Here is a 19,033-nt window from a genome sequence, read left to right as displayed (position 1 = left end):
TATGGTTTGCGCAGAGGCTCAGCGCAGTCCGGTCTGGCTGCCCAGATAAGCGCCTGCGCCCGGCGCCTTGGCTTCCAGGCCGAGCCTGCGCAGCATCTGCCGCACGGTGCAGGCCGCCGTCGACGTCACCGGAATGCCAAGCGCTTGCTGGGCGGGCTCGAGCGCCGCCAACGACGGCATCTGCACGCAGGCGGACAGGACCACGGTGTCCACACCCTTGGTGTCCAACCGCTTCACGTCTTCGAGCAGTCGCAGCGGGTCCCGCTCTCCAACCTCAAGGTTGTCGAGGATCGAGAAGTTGATGACATCCTTCACTTCGATGCCTTCGTGCTCGATGTACTCGACGACGGTTTTCGTCAGGGCATCGCTGTACGGGGCCATCAATGAAATGCGTCGGGCGCCGAAGTCCTTCAGTTCCTCCACCAGCGCGCCGGCCGATGTCATGATCTGCGGGCGATACGGCGCGTCCCCGATAGCGGCACCGAGCTCCTCGATGACCTGACGGTGATAACCGTTACCCATGCACATGGTGGCCACCAGGCACGCCGTGCTCATGACATCCACACGGGCGTCGGCCAGTTCCAGCGCGCAGCGGCCCATGTCCCGGTTCATCCTCTCCAGTTCCTCGGCCACCACGCGATGCATGCGCACGCGGCTCGCGTGGAAACTGAATTGCTCGGGGAGCACCTGCATGCGGGCATTGAAGATGGCGGGGACTTCGCGCTCCATCGTGATGTTGGAGCTGGGCACGATTTGCCCGATTCGGTACGTCGACATTGATATTTCCAAGAAACGATTCAGAGCGCTGGCGACAGGAAGCGGTTCAGCACCGCGCGCAGCGAGTCGGGAATTGGCGTCCCCTCGCGCCGGTCCAGCCGCACGCAGATCGGCGAGAACATGGCGTCGAAGACCGGGGCGCCGTCAGGTCGGCGGGCCACGCAGCGAATATCGAACGATCTGGTCCGAATGGCTTCGACCGCGCACGTGATATCGATCACGTCATCCGGCCAAAGCGTGCCGATGAATTCGAAACGCATGGCCTTGCATGGGGTACCGACGCCGTGGACCTCTCCCAGCCGGCCGTCGCCGCCCGCCATGTGCGCGGTGTAGAGACCGACCGCTCCAAGCAGATAGTCGGTGAACCGGCCTGTGTAGACGACGCCTGCCGGGTCGCAATCTCCCCAACGCACGGTACGCCTGACCACGAACGGACTTTCGCTCAGCACGTACTCCGTGGCGCGCATCATGATTGCCCTTCTGCCGCCACGGCTGCCACCCCGCCGGCAGCCAGCTCGGCCATCAACGCCGGAAACTGAGCCCGCAGACGTTCCGCGTCAATACGGCCGGTACGCGTCATAAAGCGAAACACGAACTCGTGCGGCGTGGGAAGATCCATCCATTCCCGAATGCGCTCGTACCAGTTATACGACGCCTCTGAAGCGCTGATCAGCTTGGCCTTCTCCGGTTTGCGCACGGCTTCGTACTGCTCCAGCGCAGCCGGTACATCGTCCGGGTGCGTCACGATGGCGTCCGCCAACGCCATGGCATCCTCCATCGCAATCCGGGTGCCAGATCCGATCGAGAAATGCGCACTGGTCAGTGCATCGCCAATCAGGACCTGCTTGCCGACATGCCAGTTGGCATTGAGGATCACCGGGAACTGTCGCCAGATCGAATTGTTCGAAACCAATCCGTGGCCAGTCAGCTCCGGGGCAAACACCGTCTCGAAGAGCGCTTGCCGCGCTTCGGCGCTCATGTCTTCCATGCCGAAGTCGACCCAGGTCTGGTGGTCGCACTCGGCCACGAATGTGCTCATCGAATCGGAGTACGGGTAGTAATGGGCCACAAAGTAGCCGCCCTCGTACTTGCGAAACACCAGAGCCGGACTCGCAAAGGGCTTTGCCACGCCGAACCAGGCGAAGTGATTCGTCAGTGTGCGGCGCGTCGTGCCAAAGGCCGCTTCATTGGCGGTACGCAATTGCGAGCCGATGCCGTCCGCCCCGACGACGAGGTCGGCATCGAGCGCATCGAAATCGGCAATGCGCTTGTTGTACGTCACCCGTACGCCAAGCTCTTTTGCGCGCTGTTGCAGTACAGACAGCAGACTGATGCGGGGAATGGCACCACCACCTGCACCGGGCTTCCTCATGACTATGGGATGCTCGTGACTGACGATCGAATGCTGGTCGTTGAACCGCATGGCCTTGGCCAGGCGGTCCACCACGATCGGCGAAGCTGCCCGAAGATTCGACAGGCCTGTGTCGGCCAGGACAACGCCGAAGCCAAACGTCGCATCCTCCGGGTTCTGCTCGAACACATCGATGTCGACCTGCGCCATCCGCTCCTTGAGCAGGATCGACAGGAACAGCCCCGACGGTCCGCCGCCAATGATCGCCACCTTCATTGCGTATCTCCCGGAGCCACCACGAGCGCATCCATGTCAAATTGTCGAATGCTGCCTGCCAGGCCGCCGGTCAGCGCCCCGTACCAGACCGCCGGCTTGAAGCCGAGTTCCTTGCGCCGGAACTGCAATGTCGGATTGCCGTCGATGCGCACGTAGCCATTGCCAATGGCAGTGGTCTGATAGCCAGCGGTCTTACGGGCCACGTCGATTAGCGGCGCAAACTCGGGCACATCGAGTACATAGACCGAAGCCTTTTCGCCATTCGGCACGGCGCGCTCGATACGCTCCGCCTTGCGCTGCCAGACCGGCTCGATCGATGCAAAGGCGGCACCCTTCTCCCGTGCGCGTTCGAGTTCGATGGCGGAATCGATCGTAAACGCGGCATCCTGCTTGTCGGCGTCGCTGAACGGGCGCACCTGCCAGGTGATCTCGATCGGGTATCCGTTCGGATCGTTGAAATAGATCGACTCAATGACCTCGTGGCGAATCTGGTAGCGCAATGGAATGCCCACCGCCTCCACGCGCTGGCGCCACTGCAACAACTCCGCTTCGTCGCGCACTCGCCAAGCGGTGTGCGTGGCGCGGTCCTGGTAGTGCTCGCGCACGGTCAGCCAGTCGGGCCGCTCGGTACCGATGTAGTAGAAGAAGGCGATCGTGCTGCCATTGCCGCTATCGAAGAAGAAATGCAGGAAGTCCGCGTGATTGTCGGGTCCCCACCCTTTCGCCGAAATCGCATGCACGAGCGGCAAGCCCAGCAGATCGCGGTAGAAGTGCACCGTTTCCGCAAGTTTCCAGGTGGGCCGCGCAGTGTGATGTACGCCGTGCAGTGCAACGACGGGAACGTTGACGTGGGCGCCTTGCGTGGATTGGTTCATGTCTCTTCCTTCTTCACTTTGCTTGGTGGACAGTGTCGTTTTCCGCTTCGGTGCGCAGCATCTGGACGATGCGGTCACGCAGCAGGACCTTGCTGAGCTTGCCCGATGCCGTCAGCGGAAATTCCGGGATGACTTCGAGCCTCTCCGGCCACTTGAACTTGGCGAGGCCGACCTCCTGCAGGTATTGGGCAAGTTCGGGAAGTGTCAGGCCCGACGCCGCTGCCGGCTTGAGTAGCACAAAGGCGCAGACACGCTCGCCGTAGACCTTGTCTGGCATGCCAACGACCGCTGACGCCAGGATCGACGGGTGCTGGTTGATGACGTTTTCGAGCTCTTCAGCGTTGATCTTTTCGCCACCGCGATCGACGACATCCTTGATCCGCCCGAGGAAGAAGTAATAGCGCTTGCCGTCGACCACTTGAGCGGACATCAGGTCACCGGAGCGGTAGAAGCCGTCGGCAGTGAAGCGCGTAACGTCTTCCTTCTCGGACTTGTAATAGCCGCGGATGGTGTACGGCCCCCGAAACAGTGCTTCGCCGACCTCGCCATCGCCCACGGTGTCTTCGGTGCCGGGATGGACGATGCGCACTTCGTCGGCATCGGATACCGGATAACCGATCGATTGCTCGCGAATCTCCGAAGGGTCTTCCGGGCGCGTGAACATGATCACGCCTTCGGTCATGCCGAAAATATGATGTGTCGGCGATCCGGTCAGGCGCGTCAGGTTGGCAGCGTTCTTCGGGGCAATGAAGTTGCGTCGCGCCTTGTCCGACGCGGTGCCGCGCAGCAGTTCCGGCGCGATGCGACTAAGGATCGGCCCGGCAACGCCGAACCAGGTCGGTTCGTAGTTGCGAACGAGAGACTGCAGCGTTTCCTCGCCGATATCCGGGGCTACCGTCACCTTCGCGCCGCACAACAGAAACGGGCCGAAGAAGCAGCCCATGTTGAGGTTGTGCATGTACGGCGTCGGGAAGAACAGCACGTCTTCAGCGGTATATCCGTTGCATGCAGCCACTGCGCGCATGTTGTACAGATACTCGTTCTGAAAACGCGGGATGATTTTCGGCACACCGGTGGTGCCACCCGACAACTGGAACACAGCCGCCTGGAACGGCTCGTGGTCGACTTCAGCCAACAACGCCTGGGCGCGCGCCAGCGGCATATCGCGGATCAAGTCCGCCAGCAATACGGCTCGTCCGCGGCGCTCACCGCGCGCCTGAAGGATGAACTGGAGACTCGGCACTTCCGCCTGCATCTCCTCGGCAAACGCCACGTCGTCGAACTTGGGGTCATCTCCCTGAACGAAATGCAGACGTGCCTCGCACAAGTTGCCCAGGTAACTCACTTCCAGCTTGCGAAATGCCTGTAGCGAACACAGCGGGATGATGCCGGCCTTCAGGCATCCGAGAAATGCGAACAGCAGTTCATTGCTGTTGCCGCATTGAAAGACCGCACGGTCGAGCGGCCTGAGACCCAGCGCCAGCAGCGCCGCCCCAAGACGGTCAGTCCGTTCGTCCAACTCCTGATAGGTAAACTCGCCCTCCGGCCCCACCAGGGCCAGCCGATCATGGTGATCGCGGAACGATTGACGGAAGGCGCCAACCAGCGTTTCGCCGGTCAGGTAACCGTCGCCGACATAACGGCGAAGGCGGTCTTCATCGGGATAGCGCACGCCATCGAGCAACACGGATGGGCGTACGTGGGTGGGTTGCAGCATCGTTGTCTACCTCTGTAGTTATATAGTTCGGCCGCGGTGCCGCTCAGGCCATCGATTCCCGCAGCCATTCGACGATATGACGTCCTGCAATGCGCTGCCCGGGCTCCTCCTCGCGGCTCAACGCCATGCCGTGGTGGTTGCCGCGCACACGAATGTGCTGCTTATGCGCCGCCGGGATCTGATCGTAGATGGCCTGGATATCCGCCGGAAACGTGCATTGATCGCCGGTGTATTCGAGCAGCAGCGTGGGCTGATGCAACGTGCCGATCGTCTTGTCCAGCGCCGCGTTGGATGACAGCCCCGACCACGTGGAGAGCCAGGATTCCGGCGTGACGACACGTCCGAAACCCACACTTCCCCAGTTGGACACGAAGGGATCCTTGCCCCAGAGCGAACCGGTCTTGCGGTCGGACGGGTCCAGCGAGATGTCCCATGAGCGCAGGTCGGCGTCGGTACGCCAGACCTCGAAGATCGGTGCATGGGCTGCGAGCCGACGGTCGGAATCGGTGCCCGCGCCGGCCTTCACTTTCTGCCGCGCCTCCTGCTTGGCCCGAAGCATTGCCCTGGCGCGTGCGTCGATGCGTGCAACGCGTTCGGTCTGTGCAGCGCGATATCGTTCGATGAAGTCGGGCGCGTATCTGCCCTTGCCGGATTCCACATCGAATCCGTTGGCCTTTGAAAACGGATCGAGCCTCGGGTCCGTCTGCATGGGATCGTCTTCATCAGCGACCGACGGGTCAATGCCGCTCATCAGGAGTTTGCCCTGCCCCGGGTGGGGCGACACAAGGATGAACGCATCGACTTCCGGCATATGCAGTTCACCCAGGTTCGTCGGGCGGCCACCCGGCGTCCGGGCAATACGCATTTCACGGGGCGTCAACGACTGCTGGTTGTAGAACGTGTACAACCCCGCGCCGCCCGAATTGCCGAGCAGCACGATCTTTTCATAACCAAGATCGCGCAGGTGCGTCATACCGGCTGCGACATCGAACAGCGCGATCTCATGCTCCAGACGCAGGTCGTTGCCGATCGAGCGTGGGCCCTGCACCCAGCAAGCACATCCGGCATCGAGCACGAACGGCACCAGATAGTGGGTGATGGCCATTTCGCGCGGGTGCATCAGGGATACAACCGTCTTTTCCTTGCCAGTGAGGCTGAACAGAAAGCCGAGCGTGCGCTGCCCATCGGCCGTGCCCAATGCATAGGGCACCATCTGATAGGGGCGATCCATCAGCCGGGCGTCCCATGAGGCACCTCGCATTCCTGCCGTCACTTGCGGCTTGTCTTGTTCGCTCACGCTGTCTCCTTCGTAAATGCGACCGTCTCAATAATCTAGTGTTTATTTGATATGCTGTCAAATAATTCCGGAGACCTCGCGAACTGCGCCGCGCCGGAAAGGAAGGTCTGGCGCGAAGGCGACACACCCGCACGACGCGCCCTAGCCGACACGTCCAGTCGACAACGATCAGAAGTCGTGCCGCCGACCAACGACGGCGCCCTGCGCAGGGCAACCCTTGTTCAAGGTGTACGAGGACGTCAAGTTCTTGTGCAGACTTTAATGTCACCGCCCATCAGGCTGAACTTGCACATCAAAGCCCTTGCATCGGCGCCGCTAAGTCATTGATTTTGTTAGGCACCGCTTTCGCCTCAAAAGGCGAAAGTCCTTGCAAGCCGGTTTGGGCCTAGACATTAAAGTTCTGTCCAAATGTATGCTCGGGGCACCGGCCGACCCTTGCTCTGTCCCTGCAGACTTCACGCATACATCGCCCTACCTCCAGGAGGATCGCAATTCAGCCGCGATCCAACTGCTTCCGGGATGCTCAACGCTTACGCCACAGAAGGGCCGCTCCCATGAACGGCCCTTTCCAGCTGCGCCGGCCTGACCTCCGACGCTACATCGAACACTTAGCCTTCAGCTTCCTTGCCCCCATCAAGGTATGGCGAGAAGGTGCTCCACGGCTTCCCACTAAGACGAGTCAAAGTCGCTATGGTTTTGGGAAAGTGACGTATGGAACCCTTTGAGAAGTAGCTGAATTCGAGCGCCGCCTCCTTTAATAGTGCACTGACTGTCGGACATTCCGCTCCGTCCATTCTTTGCAATCTTGCTGCCGCCGCTACAACGGCCTCTGTGTACTCCTCATCGCGTGCAGGCCAATTGGCTCTCTTTTGCGAATGACCGTATTTTTGTCGATACGCTTTCATCGTCTCTTGAAACCACTCCCTGTCCTCACTCAGAAGTCGAATGTGCAAGCTGGGGTACCTCTTGGTCGCCAACTTCGGCGGGCCGGGCGCGATTTTCTCGAGAATTGCCACCCATTCTGCCCTGCGAGCTTCGCTCTGCTCTGAAGACATCGGGCTATATTTCGGCCCCCCTTCGCGCGACCAGTCGAACGCCGCCTGATACTTAACCCCGAGCGCTGCCGCAACCTCATCCAGCGTCTTGCCCTCTGCACGCAACTTTAAGCACTCCTTAACCCAAGACGGTCCATATCTTGTCACCTTGATAACGTCGGCCAAGCCGATCGCTTGCTCCGCACTGGTCTCCGGCACCAATGCCGTGAATCCGCACTCGCACGAAAGGCTTGCCACGCCAGGCATACTCGGACGCCGAATCGACTTCCTGACCGGAGTCTCTGCCCCATGTTCAGCATACGGATTGGGGCAATAGAAAACGGGCGGACGGCGCCGGCCGGGTATCTCCATAGGCAGCTCATTGAGATCAATACCGAATCGGTCTTGAAAGAAGATGTCAAGCATCTCCCGGCCAACCGGTTGGTAGATAACTTCCTTCTTGGTGAACTGGCGACGAAGCCAGCCTGTGCCGACGACTTTCGTACGAAGATGTTGACTATCGATGCGATCGAGCACATCCCCCCAATACCCAGAAAACGCCTCATACAGCTTCGGATAGTCAATCTTCCCAGCCGTCTCGAAGCCGCTTCGTGCGGCGGCTTCCCTGAAATTGGGATGCTCTGGTCGATACGCAAAGTCGCCGCTGTTCAGTAGCCCTACCAAACGCGTTCTCAGCATTGCTTCCATCGAGCTGCAGTTGCGCTTCGCTCGAAAACGATGGGCATCCTCCGGAATGACAACATCAGCCGCACGAAACGGTTCCGACGACGAAGCCCGCGGAATCGCCGAATCGATAAGGTCACACCGATGTTTCTCACATTGCCAGACACCGGGAAGTTGGTGGGCCCGGCGCCAGTACGCCTCGCCACATTCAGGACGGGCACGATCCTCTGTCACGCAATCCGGGCACCACCGCATGAATCTAGGAGGAAAAACACCACGAAGGACCGCCAGCATCGGCCTGTTCTCATGTCCGTAGTACGCGTAATCCATTGCGAACGTCCGCGACTTTTCAGGGAAGTACGCGCAAAGGAATGGATACATTGAGTGCCGCCAGAATATTTCTTCCTTTGTCATCGAAAGGGATATCGCGGTTCGCTCAGAAAACTCTTGCAGGTTCCTCGGCAAATGCGGCGACAGATGCAACTCCGCGCCGAACATATCAAGCATGAGCTTGTTGCGCCAAACCATGGGAAATTCCGACAGATACCGTACGCAATGGCTGTACAGCAGCTCATCTTCATACAGAGGAGATACGAATACGTTCATTTCGCAGACTCCTGTTTCTTGAGCGTCTTCTCATCCGCCGCAAGCAAAGGCTTACTCTGGCGCCACAAGTAGCGCGCTGTGTTCTCTGGTAGATTGAGCTCCTTTGCTACCTGACTCAAGCCCTTGCCCTCGGCCCGCAGCTTCGCACATTGCTCTGGCCAGGTTGGTCCAAATTTCCCGACCTTGATCACGTCGGCCATCGTCATCGTCTTTCCAGCACTAGCCGCAGACACCATCGCGGTGAAGCCGCACTTGCATGAGATATCCAGGATGTCAGGATTGTCCTTGCAACGGGTCACTCGTTTGACTTGTTCGCCCCGCCCATGGGCGGCATACGGATTTGGACAATAGAAAACAGGCATAAATCGCTTATAAGAGGATTCCAAGGGAGGCATCTGATAGACGTCGAGACCGCACCGATCACGGAAGAAGATGTCAAACAACTCCCGAACAACCGGTTGGCCCATGAGACCTCTCGCGTTGAACTGGGCGTGTAACCAACTCACTCCCGCCGGTCTTGTGCGATACCGTTCATCAAGCCGCTCCAGTACATCACCCCAGTATTCGGAGAACGCCTCATACAGCTCGGTATAGTCAATCTTGACTGTGGGCCCGAACCCCGCACGCGCTGCCGCTTCCCTGAAGTTCGGATGCTCCGGCCGATCCTCGAAATGTCCAGCCTTCAGCAGTGCTACAAGATGCTTCCTCAGCAAGGCTTCCATTGGTGAACATGGACGCTTCTTGCGGAAGGGACGTACGTTCCGAGGTATCATCATCTCTGCAGGGTGGTCCGAGGTCACGGACGCGAATCGAGGTACCTGAGAGTCGACCAGGTCCGTACCATGCTTATCGCATTGCCAGACCCCCGGAATCTGATGCGTCCGTCGCCAGTACGCTTCACCACAGTCCGGCCGCGCTCGGTCCTCAACCACGCAATCCGGACACCAGCGTAGGAATTTCGGCGGTTCAATGGCAGCCAGGATCCCTGGCATCCTCCTAACCGCGCGCCCATAGAAGGCGTAATCCCTGGCCTGGGCGCGCCTCTCGCTGGTCTGGTATGCACAGATGAACGGATACATCGAGTGCCACCAAAACATCTCCTCCTTCGTTTTGGCGATTACCTGACCCGTCCGCTCACAGAACTGGTGCAGATTTCTTGGAAGGTGGGGCGACAATACGATATTCACACCGAAGACGTCCGTGATGATTCGCTCGCGGGATACCGTCGGAAACTCCGCCAGGTATCTCGTACACACGTTGTAGACGAGCTCATCGTCATACGCAGGAGACATGAAGACGTTCATACGGCAGTGCTTCCCATAAGCGTCCTCTGGTCTTGCTCCATCTCCTGCGCAGCACGCATTTCGAGCGATTGCGCATCCGACGCAGCAGGAGCCTCGCTCTCCCAGGCCAAGTACTGCTTCACCAACCAAGATGCATCAGCGTCAGACTTCTTCATCGCAAGTTCACGAAGCTTCTTGACGACCGTGTCTTGCTTCTTCCCGAGCATGAGCAAAGATGTCACTGCATCCGTGATCGCCTCGTTCTTGATTCGCAACTCAGCCATTTCACGCAACTGCACACGGCTAATTGCACTCTCATTGGCTTGCTTGACTGACCTTGCCCCTGTTCCACGAATCCCATAACCGAGGGAATTAGGCAGCCCGGTGTTGCTGAGCTGCGGACCAGTTTTTCTCGAACGTCATGGGGCTGACGTAGCCCAGCGTCGAGTGGAGTCGGCTGGCATTATAAAAGCCAAGCCAGTCAATTACCTCGTCCATTGCGGCGCGGCGGGTAGCGAACTGGCGACCGTGCAGGCGAGCGACCTTCAACGACCCCCACAGACTCTCAGTCGGCGCGTTGTCCCAGCAATCGCCCCTGCGGCTCATTGACGAGCGCATGCCATACGCCTTCAGGGCGTCTTGAAACAGATGGCTGCAATACTGGCTTCCCCGGTCGGTGTGCACAATCACACCGGCTTCCGGGCGGCGCCGGAACCAGGCCATGCGCAGCGCGTCCGTGACCAATTCGGCCTTCATGTGTGGTTGCATCGACCAGCCAACCACCTGCCGGCTGAACAGGTCGATGATGACCACCAGGTAGAGCCAGCCTTCGGCGGTCGCCACATAGGTTATGTCGCTCGTCCAGACTTGATTGGGTGCTGCTGGGCTAAAGTCGCGTTGCAGCAGATTGGGGGCCACCGGCAAATCGTGGTTCGAGTTGGTTGTCGCGATGTACTTGCGCTTGTGGCGGGCACGGATGCCGTGCAGCGCCATCAGCTTGCGAACACGCTCCTTGCCCACCCGCACCCCACGCGCCAGCAGTTCCTTCCACATGCGCGGCCAGCCGTACTCCCCCTTGACCCCGGCGTGAATCGCCTTGATGTGGGCCAACAAGGCATCGTCACTGAGTCGGCCTCTATCTGGCCTGTCGGTGCTTACTGTGCGTTGCTTGCGCTGGTGATAGCCGCTGGGGCTGACCCCTAACAGCTCACACAGGACCGAGACCGGCCAGTAACGTCGGTTTCGCTCGATGAACGCATACCTCACACCGACTCCTTCGCAAAGTATGCTGCGGCTTTTTTTAAAATATCGCGCTCCATCTTCAAGCGCGCCACCTCCGCCCGAAGCCGGGCCAGCTCCATCTGCTCCGGGCTGACCGGCTTCATACCCGCACCAGTCAGCTTGCCTTCCCGCTCCGCCTTGACCCAGTTATGCAGCGTCTGCGCTCTGATGCCCAGGGTCGCGCTAACCACTGCCATGCTCTGCCCGCTCTTCACCAGCCGTACCGCTTCCAGCTTGAATTCCAGCGTGTACTGCGCCCGCTTTGTCTTGCTTGTCATCACATCTCTCCTTGCTTCAGTTTAACCTCAGCAAGGGATTCGTTTTGCGGGGGCAAGCTCACTCATGGGCAAGCGCCACACTGTGGGTCTGATCTTTCACGATGCAAGGTGAGCATGGGAACGCTCGAACTCTTTGAGGAAACTGCGGAGCAACACCGTCTCGGTCCTGCCGCAGTGGTGCTGCGCGGATTCGCGCTGCCTTATGTGCCCGATCTGATGCCTGCCATTGCGGGCATCGAGACGACTTCGCCCTTTCGGCATATGGTCACGCCGGGCGGTTTCACCATGTCGGTGGCGCTAACGAATTGCGGCGCGTTGGGCTGGACGACCGACCGGCGCGGCTATCGCTACACCACCGTTGATCCCGATACGGGAAAGCCCTGGCCGGTCATGCCGGAGGTATTCTTTCGGCTGGCAAATGAGGCTGCTGCTGAGGCGGGCTTTGACGACTTCGAGCCCGACGCCTGCCTGCTCAATCGCTACCTGCCTGGCAGCAGACTTGCGCTGCACCAGGACAAGAACGAGCAAGCCTATGAGACGCCGATCGTTTCGGTATCTCTGGGCATGCGGGCTACGTTCCTGTTCGGCGGTCATGCGCGCACCGCCCCCACGATCAAGGTACCGCTCCACCACGGGGACGTAGTGGTGTGGGGCGGCGCCGATCGTCTGCGCTACCACGGCGTAATGCCGATCAAGGATGCACCTCATGCGCTGCTGGGCAGCCAGCGCATCAATTTCACTTTCCGAAAAGCGGCCTAGCTAGCTCCTGGAATTCAACCGCAAGAGACGGAGTTTCCTCCCGCGGTGGATTCACTAGAGTGACAGTAGCAGCCGAGGTTTCCTATGAGCAGGATTTCCGCGGAACCGCCGGGCCAGTTGGCTGACACGCGCCGCCAAGTCGAAGCCTATTGTCAGTCGTTGGTCGATACCGGCGAAGCGCGATGGCGGATCAACAATGACGGTGATACCGAGCTGCATATGAAAGGTGGCGAGGCTTACCTCTTTGGCAAGTTCGGCGTGACGCGGCTGAAGTGATCCACGAACGAGCGATTCGATTCATTCAAGAAGGAGTACACCGTGAAGATGTTTCTCAGCCAACTGGATTCGCCGCTGGGTGCCATGCTGCTCGTGACCGATGCGCGGCGGGTCGTGCGTGCGCTCGACTTCGCCGACCACAAGTCACGGCTGTATCGCGGTCTGCGCGAGCACTATGGCGAGGTGGAACTGACTGAGATCCCTGCCCCGGCCGAGATTGCCGATGCACTGGCCCGCTACTTCCATGGCGAGCTGGAGGCGCTGAAGGTGCTGCGGACTGCGACGTCTGGTTCGGCGTTGCAGCGCCGGGTCTGGGCCGCGCTGCGCCGCATCCCTGTGGGCACGACCACGACCTACGGCAAGCTAGCCAAGGCGCTGGGTTTCGACGACCCGCGCGCGGCCGTCGAGATCGGCGCGGCCAATGGCGCCAATCCGATCGCCATCGTCGTGCCGTGCCACCGCGTCATTGCGAGCAATGGCGACCTCAAGGGCTATGCCTGGGGCCTGCACCGCAAGCGCTGGCTGCTGGAGCATGAGAACGCGATGGTGGCAAAGAAGATGCAGCCCGAGACGCAGACCGCCATGCTGCCGGGGTTTTGATCTTGAGCGGAATTCATGCGAAGACTATTGCCGCCGACCTGTCACCACTCGCCTACCGCCGGGCCGTCAAGTTCCTGTCCGAGTTGGACGAGGACTGGGCTCTCCACATTGCCGCCATCGGACCATGTCGCCATGAGGCCAAGCCTGCACGCGAGCCCTATGAGGCGCTGGTGCGGGCCATTGCCTATCAGCAACTGCACGCCAGGGCGGGAGATGCAATCCTGGGCCGCCTGCTGGCGCTCTACCCCGGCGTGTCTTTTCCGGCGCCAGAGCAGTTGCTGGCCAGCGACCCTGAATTGCAGCGCGCCTGCGGCTTCTCGGCAGAAAAGCTGGCTACCATTCGGCGGATTGCCCAGGCTACAGTCGAAGGCCTTGTGCCGAACCTCGAAGAGGCCCGGCGTCTGCCTGACACTGCGCTGATCGAACGCCTGACGTCCCTGCGAGGTGTCGGGCGCTGGACGGTCGAAATGTTCCTGATCTATTCGCTGGAGCGATCCGACGTCCTGCCAGTGGACGACTTCGGCGTGCGGGAGGGTTATGGACGCCTGAAGGGTCTGGAGAGGGCCCCCACGCCGCGTCAGATGCGCGAGATCGGAGAGGCCTGGAGCCCTTTCCGGACGGTGGCCGCCTGGTATCTGTGGCGCCTGCCCAGTCGATAGATATCGGCCGCAAGAATCGGAGTGCTTGCGATGGAAAGCCCGCGTATTCTGGCTGTGTGATTGATGATGACGAGACTTCTGCGATGAAGACGACCATTGCCTACGAAACGGAAGACGACCGCTGGACGGCCGTACAGGCACGCGATGCTGGCGCCGACGGCCATTTCGTTTACGCCGTGCGCACCACGGGCGTGTACTGTCAACCAAGTTCGTCGGCTCGGCTGCCCAAGCGCGAGAACGTGGAGTTCTTTGACTCGGCCGAAATCGCCGAGGCTGCGGGCTACCGCTGCAGCCGCCGTGCTCATGGTGACCAGACCAGTGCAGCAGCCGAGCGCGCTGCATTGGTGGCCCGAGCCTGTCGCATGATTGAAGCATCGGAGACGCCCCCTCAGCTCGATGACCTGGCGACTGCAATCGGCATGAGTCCGTTTCACTTCCATCGCCTCTTCAAGGCTGAAACGGGCTTGACGCCCAAGGCCTACAGCTCGGCCTATCGCGCCCGCAAGCTGCGCGAAGAACTGAGCAGCCCGGAAGCGTCCATCACGAACGCTATCTACGACAGCGGGTTCAATTCAAACAGCCGGTTCTACGAAGCCTCCGACCAGTTGCTGGGCATGCGCGCGCGGGATTATCGCTCCGGTGGTGTCGGTGCTGTTATCCGCTTCGCCGTGGGCCAGTGCTCCCTGGGCGCCATTCTGGTTGCGCAGAGCCAGCGCGGCATCTGTGCAATCCTGCTGGGCGACGATCCCGACCAGCTGGTGCGCGACCTCCAAGACCAATTCCGCAAGGCGGAGATCGTCGGCTGCGACGGTGAGTTCGAGCAGTTGATTGCCCAGGTGGTGGGCTTTATCGAAGCGCCTGCGATGGGATTGCACCTGCCGTTGGACGTACAGGGCACCGCCTTCCAGGAGCGCGTCTGGCGCGCGCTGCGCGAGATCCCGCCGGGTACGACCGTGAGCTATGCCGAGATCGCCGAGCGCATCGGTTCACCCAAGGCGGTACGCGCCGTCGCCCAGGCGTGTGCCACGAATCACATCGCGGTGGCTATTCCCTGCCACCGCGTCGTGCGGCGTGATGGCGATCTGGCCGGCTACCGCTGGGGCGTGGATCGCAAGCGCGAGCTGCTGCGCCGCGAAACCCAGGTTTGATGGGAAGGTGTCCCATGACTGCGTTCGACGCAACCCTCGATCGCCTGAATTGGGTGGACATCGGCCTGCAACTCGATGCCGAAGGCTATGCCGTGCTGCCTGGCCTGTTAGGTGCAGATGCGGCGCGCGATCTGGCGCGACTGACCTCTGCGTCTGGTGCCGATCGAGTGGCTTTGGCATCCAGTGGCCTCGGGCGCGGTGAACTGCTGGTCTTCGGCACGGGTCTGCCGGCGCCGCTAGAGCAGTGGCGCACAGCCCTCTATCGTCGTCTGGTCATCGTTGCTAACCGTTGGAACGAAACCATCGGCGTGGATCATCGATATCCGGCCGAACTGGAAGACTTCTCGCGGCGCAATCGGAAGGCAGGCCAGACGCGGGGGCAATCCCACCTCAGTCGGCTCAGCGTCGAAGATCATGTATTGCTGCATCAGCGCAATGAAGGCGAGCAGGTGTTTCCCATGCAGATCGTCGCCGTGCTGTCCGAGCCGGGCGTCGATTTCCAGGGGGGCGAGTTCGTGTTGACTGAGCAGCGCCCGCGCATGCAGTCGCGCCCGGCAGTGTTGCCGCTCTGGATCGGCGATGTGGCTGTCATCACCACGGCGGAGCGCCCCTTCAAGGGTACCAAGGGCTACTATCGCGTCAATCTCAAGCACGCCATCAGCCGCGTCCGCAAAGGCGAGCGCATTGGACTGGAACTGTCGTTCCACGATGCACCGTGATGCAGAAGAGGTGCCGCACATGCCGACCCTGGACAAGACATTCATGCTGATCGGATCGGATGGCAAGCCGTACTCCAGCGCCATGCCCGGCATCTTCGGAGGCCATCGAGACAGCAAGTTATACGGCCGCATGGATTGCCGCGCTGCGCTGCAGGCGATTGCCCGTGGCGGGTACGTGAAGCACCGCGTTTTCTTCGCCGACGAAGCCACGGCCATCGCCGCCGGCTACAGACCGTGCGCCATTTGCATGCCCCAGGAATATGCGACGTGGAAAGTGAACCAGCCCACCAAGTCCTCGGGCAATACCCGAAAGGAGGCACGCTCATGAGCGCACGACTGCCCATCTCCGCTAGTGCGGACAACCTCATGCCGCACGACCTACCCGAAGCCCGTATTGCCGCAGCCGACTGTACTGAGACAACGAGAAGCGTGCTCCCTGACACGCAAAGCGCTTTGCATGCTCTCGCCCCATCGGCAGATGGAAAGAGCACCGTCGGCCGTGTTTCTGCAGTGGCGTGCGCGTACGGACGCGACGCTTTCGCTCCGTGGTCTCAAAACACTCGACAAGCACTATGTCACCCCGGCCTCCCTCGCCAAGAGCACAAGGTATCGACACGCCATTTTGATAAATCCGGCATTGCCTTCTCATCTCAATAGCGAGATGGCGCACGAAACTCGCGAAGGGCCAATCCCACAGGACGGCGTTGTCACGTTGGCGCACTTGGGCCGTAATCAGGTGAGGAGTGAACCACCGCTTCATGCGGCAGACGGAACTTTGGTGACTTCGATAGGCCAACGTGACAGTGCCGAACGATGCGCTTCGCGCCTACGCCAAGTCAAAGCCGATGCTGCCTCGATAGAATTTTTCCGCACATGTGTCGCCACAGATAGTTGGCACCATCTGCGCCCTACAAATTCCTGACGCATCTTGTACCCTGAAAGGGCTGCACTCCTGCAGTCGGAGGTACATGTGATGAAGAACAATCGAATGCTAGCAGTGGCATGCGGCACATTCATTGTGGCGCTGAGTGCCGCGCATGCGCAGCCTACGCAAGCCCCGAATTCGGGGGCGAATCCGTCTTACTCAAATAGCCAAGGGAAGTTCGATCCGTATACCCAAGGCGCAAACACTGATAGCACCAAGTCCAACCTCAGTCCTTCGGCCACGCCGAGCAGCCCGATGGATCCCTCGACGCCAATGCAAGGCACGAGCCAGGTGAACCCATATCCCCAGGGCGTACGACAGGATCCGCAGTTCAACCCGGGCGGCCATGTGTACGACGTTCGTAATCCGTTCTTCATGGGCAGCTAGACGGCACTGTCACGTTGGCGAGGTCGCGTAAGATGGGGCGATGAAGAAGACATCGCTCTATCACGGCCACCGCTTTCCGGCAGTGGTCATCAGTTGCGCGGTACGCTGATACTTCCGCTTCCACCTGAGCCTGCGCGACATCGAGGAATTGCTGTTCGAGCGTGGCGTGGTCGTGAGCTACGAGACGACCCGCCGCTGGTGCGACAAGTTCGGCGGCAACTTTTCCCATCGAGTCACGGCAGTGCGGCGCCGGCCTGGCAGCACGTGGCACCTCGATGAACGCCCTCGAAAGACACTAGGTTTCGATACACCGGCAGAACGATTCCATCAACCCGTTGCGTTGACTGGTTGAATCCGCAGTCGTAAGCGGCCCCCCACCAAATCCCCATGGCCGAGTCCGGCCATCTGTTAGCAGTTGAGTGCATGCCATTCGAGGCCGTGTCGGCGGCGCTACAGGTGCGCGGCTGGCGCAGAGATGAACAGGTTCAGCCCCAATCGTTCCGACAGGAAGCGCATGACAAGCTGCCCGCGCACGCTGTTGCCGGCGGCATCCAGTGGCGGCGAAAAGGTCGCGACCGCGCCCTTGCCGGGGGCGATCGTTAGTATGCCGCCGCTCACGCCGCTCTTTCCAGGCAGGCCCACGTCGTAGAGCCAGCTCCCTGATCGCTCATAAAGCCCTGCCGTCGCCATGACCGCCAGTACTCGCTGGCAAGTCGCGGCGCTCACAACCTGCTCGCCGGTGAGCGGATGGACACCGCCGCCGGCCAAGGTTGCGCCCATGAGAGCGAGGTCCCGCGCACTGACCAGCAATGCGCACTGGCGAGTGTAGACCTCAACCGCCTCATCCGGATCACAGTAGAGACGCCCGTGCCCGCGCAGGAGGTGCGCCAATCCGGCGTTGCGCTGGTTGTTGGCCGCCTCGGACTCGTACACGTGCTCATCGCACGCCAGCTCGCGGCCCGCGAAGCGAGACAGACCCTGGCGAACGTGGTGCCAGCGGTCATCTGCACCAAAGCCGGGTATCAGGCTAGTGGCAGCGATAGCGCCGGCATTGACCAACGGATTGCTGGTGCCGTCGGTGCGCAGTTCCATCGCCATGATGGAGTTGAAAGGCAGCCCTGTAGCGTCTACACCGAGCCGCGTTGCGGCTTCGGCCGCCCCGAGGGCCTCGCATACCAGTGCGAACACAAATGGCTTGGACACGCTCTGGATCGAGAAAGTCTCAGCCGCCTCGCCGACCATGAACGCGTGGCCCCGAGTATTGGCGACACAGATGCCAAAGGCGGACGGGTCCGCCTCGGCCAGGGCCGGGATGTAGTCAGCCAGTTTTCCGCCCGCTTCCTCCCGAAAGTTCTCATAGGCCGCTTCGACCAGCGAGCGGATCTCCTCCGGCCCGGGCAGCGTGCCAGTGGAGACGAAACGTGCTGTTGGAGTGGATGACGAGTTCATGCCTTGGCCAACCGATATGGGATGAAGCGGGTGGGCTGAATAAGTCCCGGATTGATCATGTCTCCTCCCCTATTAACACTTCCCTGTGTCAGGCGTGCGCCACCAGGTGGCGGCTCTCAGAATCGCGAACGCCCTTGGAATCCCTATGATTCTCCACGCAGCGCCGAATCTTTTCACGCAACACATAGGCGTTCGGGATGCCATGCAAGTGGATGTCCGGCGAAGCGCCATTCGAACTCACAATTGCTATGTTGGCCAGTTTTAGCAGCCACAGGAGCAACGGCTGCGTCAGTTGAATGTCGCGCACAAGGGACAACTCCACTTCATCGAGTTTCATGGACATGATGCCACTACGTACCGTCACGCGCTTAGTGGTTACCTCTATCCTGGTCGTCTGAATTCTCAGGTAACTGAGCGCTGCGATGATGACGGCCGCAGGTATGAGAAACGGTATGAAGCACATTACGACGCAAAGCACAAAGACAGGAAGGTTAGCGGCCTGCGACGGGCGTCCAGACCACAAGAGCGCTTCGTTGGACATTTGAACTCCGTAGTTTCAGAAGGGGGCTGCGACGCGCGAAGTTCCAGCGCCTGCAGAACTCACTCCGAAAGTAGGCGTAACGCGGGCGCACGACTTTTCCTGAGCCGCCCC

Annotated in this window: 20 protein-coding genes and 1 pseudogene; 8 read left to right on the top strand and 13 right to left on the bottom strand. The window is 60.5% G+C overall.

The window, feature by feature from the left end; translation table 11 throughout:
* Nucleotides 1-18: 18 nt before the first annotated feature.
* The 11 genes and pseudogenes from RMET_RS19605 to RMET_RS19560 form a co-directional block, all read right to left on the bottom strand.
* A complete protein-coding gene (locus RMET_RS19605) occupies nucleotides 19-777 on the bottom strand; it encodes a maleate cis-trans isomerase family protein (RefSeq protein WP_011518297.1) in 759 nt (252 codons plus the stop codon).
* Between the two features lie 20 nt (nucleotides 778-797).
* The gene (locus RMET_RS19600) at nucleotides 798-1,247 is read right to left on the bottom strand and encodes an acyl-CoA thioesterase (protein WP_011518296.1); all 450 of its coding nucleotides are present in this window, start codon (nucleotides 1,245-1,247) and stop codon (nucleotides 798-800) included.
* Nucleotides 1,244-2,404: an FAD-dependent monooxygenase gene (locus RMET_RS19595; protein ID WP_011518295.1), complete on the bottom strand. Its 1,161-nt coding sequence runs from the start codon at nucleotides 2,402-2,404 to the stop codon at nucleotides 1,244-1,246. Before RMET_RS19595 ends, RMET_RS19600 begins: the two co-directional genes overlap by 4 nt.
* A complete protein-coding gene (locus tag RMET_RS19590; RefSeq protein ID WP_011518294.1) occupies nucleotides 2,401-3,279 on the bottom strand; it encodes a VOC family protein in 879 nt (292 codons plus the stop codon). Before RMET_RS19590 ends, RMET_RS19595 begins: the two co-directional genes overlap by 4 nt.
* Before the next feature lie 13 nt (nucleotides 3,280-3,292).
* Nucleotides 3,293-4,996: an AMP-binding protein gene (locus RMET_RS19585; RefSeq protein ID WP_011518293.1), complete on the bottom strand. Its 1,704-nt coding sequence runs from the start codon at nucleotides 4,994-4,996 to the stop codon at nucleotides 3,293-3,295.
* A gap of 43 nt (nucleotides 4,997-5,039) precedes the next feature.
* The gene (locus RMET_RS19580; RefSeq protein ID WP_011518292.1) at nucleotides 5,040-6,227 is read right to left on the bottom strand and encodes a hypothetical protein; all 1,188 of its coding nucleotides are present in this window, start codon (nucleotides 6,225-6,227) and stop codon (nucleotides 5,040-5,042) included.
* A 674-nt stretch (nucleotides 6,228-6,901) separates the two neighbouring features.
* Nucleotides 6,902-8,617: a TnsD family Tn7-like transposition protein gene (locus tag RMET_RS19575; RefSeq protein WP_011518289.1), complete on the bottom strand. Its 1,716-nt coding sequence runs from the start codon at nucleotides 8,615-8,617 to the stop codon at nucleotides 6,902-6,904.
* Nucleotides 8,614-9,339, bottom strand: coding sequence for a TnsD family Tn7-like transposition protein (locus RMET_RS34220; protein ID WP_231138532.1), 726 nt, complete (start codon nucleotides 9,337-9,339; stop codon nucleotides 8,614-8,616). Before RMET_RS34220 ends, RMET_RS19575 begins: the two co-directional genes overlap by 4 nt.
* A gap of 120 nt (nucleotides 9,340-9,459) precedes the next feature.
* A pseudogene (locus RMET_RS34540) lies at nucleotides 9,460-9,909 on the bottom strand (TniQ family protein); the annotation flags it as partial.
* 8 nt (nucleotides 9,910-9,917) lie between these two features.
* On the bottom strand, nucleotides 9,918-10,184 hold the full coding sequence (locus tag RMET_RS19565; RefSeq protein ID WP_029309798.1) for a hypothetical protein: 267 nt from the start codon (nucleotides 10,182-10,184) through the stop codon (nucleotides 9,918-9,920).
* A gap of 88 nt (nucleotides 10,185-10,272) precedes the next feature.
* Nucleotides 10,273-11,459, bottom strand: a protein-coding gene (locus RMET_RS19560; RefSeq protein ID WP_085960481.1) for an IS3-like element ISRme13 family transposase whose coding sequence is annotated in 2 segments (ribosomal slippage) — nucleotides 10,273-11,204 and nucleotides 11,204-11,459 — 1,188 coding nt in all. Because the reading frame shifts where the segments join, the coding sequence is not laid out codon by codon here.
* Between the two features lie 114 nt (nucleotides 11,460-11,573).
* Between RMET_RS19560 and alkB the strand changes: the two genes are divergently transcribed.
* From alkB to RMET_RS19515, 8 genes are all read left to right on the top strand, one after another.
* Nucleotides 11,574-12,218: a DNA oxidative demethylase AlkB gene (alkB, locus tag RMET_RS19550; protein ID WP_029309694.1), complete on the top strand. Its 645-nt coding sequence runs from the start codon at nucleotides 11,574-11,576 to the stop codon at nucleotides 12,216-12,218.
* Nucleotides 12,219-12,302: 84 nt separating this feature from the next.
* A complete protein-coding gene (locus tag RMET_RS19545) occupies nucleotides 12,303-12,494 on the top strand; it encodes a hypothetical protein (RefSeq protein ID WP_011518285.1) in 192 nt (63 codons plus the stop codon).
* Nucleotides 12,495-12,542: 48 nt separating this feature from the next.
* Entirely contained in the window at nucleotides 12,543-13,094 is a 552-nt protein-coding gene (locus RMET_RS19540) for a methylated-DNA--[protein]-cysteine S-methyltransferase (protein ID WP_011518284.1), read from the top strand.
* A 2-nt stretch (nucleotides 13,095-13,096) separates the two neighbouring features.
* The gene (locus tag RMET_RS19535; RefSeq protein ID WP_011518283.1) at nucleotides 13,097-13,753 is read left to right on the top strand and encodes a DNA-3-methyladenine glycosylase family protein; all 657 of its coding nucleotides are present in this window, start codon (nucleotides 13,097-13,099) and stop codon (nucleotides 13,751-13,753) included.
* Nucleotides 13,754-13,836: 83 nt separating this feature from the next.
* On the top strand, nucleotides 13,837-14,901 hold the full coding sequence (gene ada, locus RMET_RS19530) for a bifunctional DNA-binding transcriptional regulator/O6-methylguanine-DNA methyltransferase Ada (protein ID WP_011518282.1): 1,065 nt from the start codon (nucleotides 13,837-13,839) through the stop codon (nucleotides 14,899-14,901).
* 14 nt (nucleotides 14,902-14,915) lie between these two features.
* Nucleotides 14,916-15,620: a 2OG-Fe(II) oxygenase gene (locus RMET_RS19525; RefSeq protein WP_011518281.1), complete on the top strand. Its 705-nt coding sequence runs from the start codon at nucleotides 14,916-14,918 to the stop codon at nucleotides 15,618-15,620.
* Nucleotides 15,621-15,639: 19 nt separating this feature from the next.
* Nucleotides 15,640-15,948, top strand: coding sequence for an Ada metal-binding domain-containing protein (locus RMET_RS19520; RefSeq protein ID WP_035820196.1), 309 nt, complete (start codon nucleotides 15,640-15,642; stop codon nucleotides 15,946-15,948).
* A 645-nt stretch (nucleotides 15,949-16,593) separates the two neighbouring features.
* Nucleotides 16,594-16,932 carry a hypothetical protein gene (locus tag RMET_RS19515; protein WP_029309692.1) on the top strand — a complete coding sequence of 113 codons (339 nt, stop codon included), beginning with the start codon at nucleotides 16,594-16,596 and terminating at the stop codon, nucleotides 16,930-16,932.
* A 450-nt stretch (nucleotides 16,933-17,382) separates the two neighbouring features.
* Here the strand turns inward: RMET_RS19515 and glsA are convergent, their stop codons facing one another.
* Together glsA and RMET_RS19505 are read right to left on the bottom strand one after the other, a co-directional pair.
* Nucleotides 17,383-18,381, bottom strand: coding sequence for a glutaminase A (glsA, locus tag RMET_RS19510; RefSeq protein WP_011518277.1), 999 nt, complete (start codon nucleotides 18,379-18,381; stop codon nucleotides 17,383-17,385).
* An 88-nt stretch (nucleotides 18,382-18,469) separates the two neighbouring features.
* Nucleotides 18,470-18,922 (bottom strand): PH domain-containing protein, encoded by a 453-nt coding sequence (locus RMET_RS19505; protein WP_080710318.1) that lies wholly within the window; start codon nucleotides 18,920-18,922, stop codon nucleotides 18,470-18,472.
* Nucleotides 18,923-19,033 lie beyond the last annotated feature (111 nt).

Source organism: Cupriavidus metallidurans CH34 (assembly GCF_000196015.1).
GTDB classification, from domain to species: Bacteria; Pseudomonadota; Gammaproteobacteria; order Burkholderiales; family Burkholderiaceae; genus Cupriavidus; species Cupriavidus metallidurans.
This window is presented reverse-complemented; position numbering and strand designations above follow the sequence as displayed.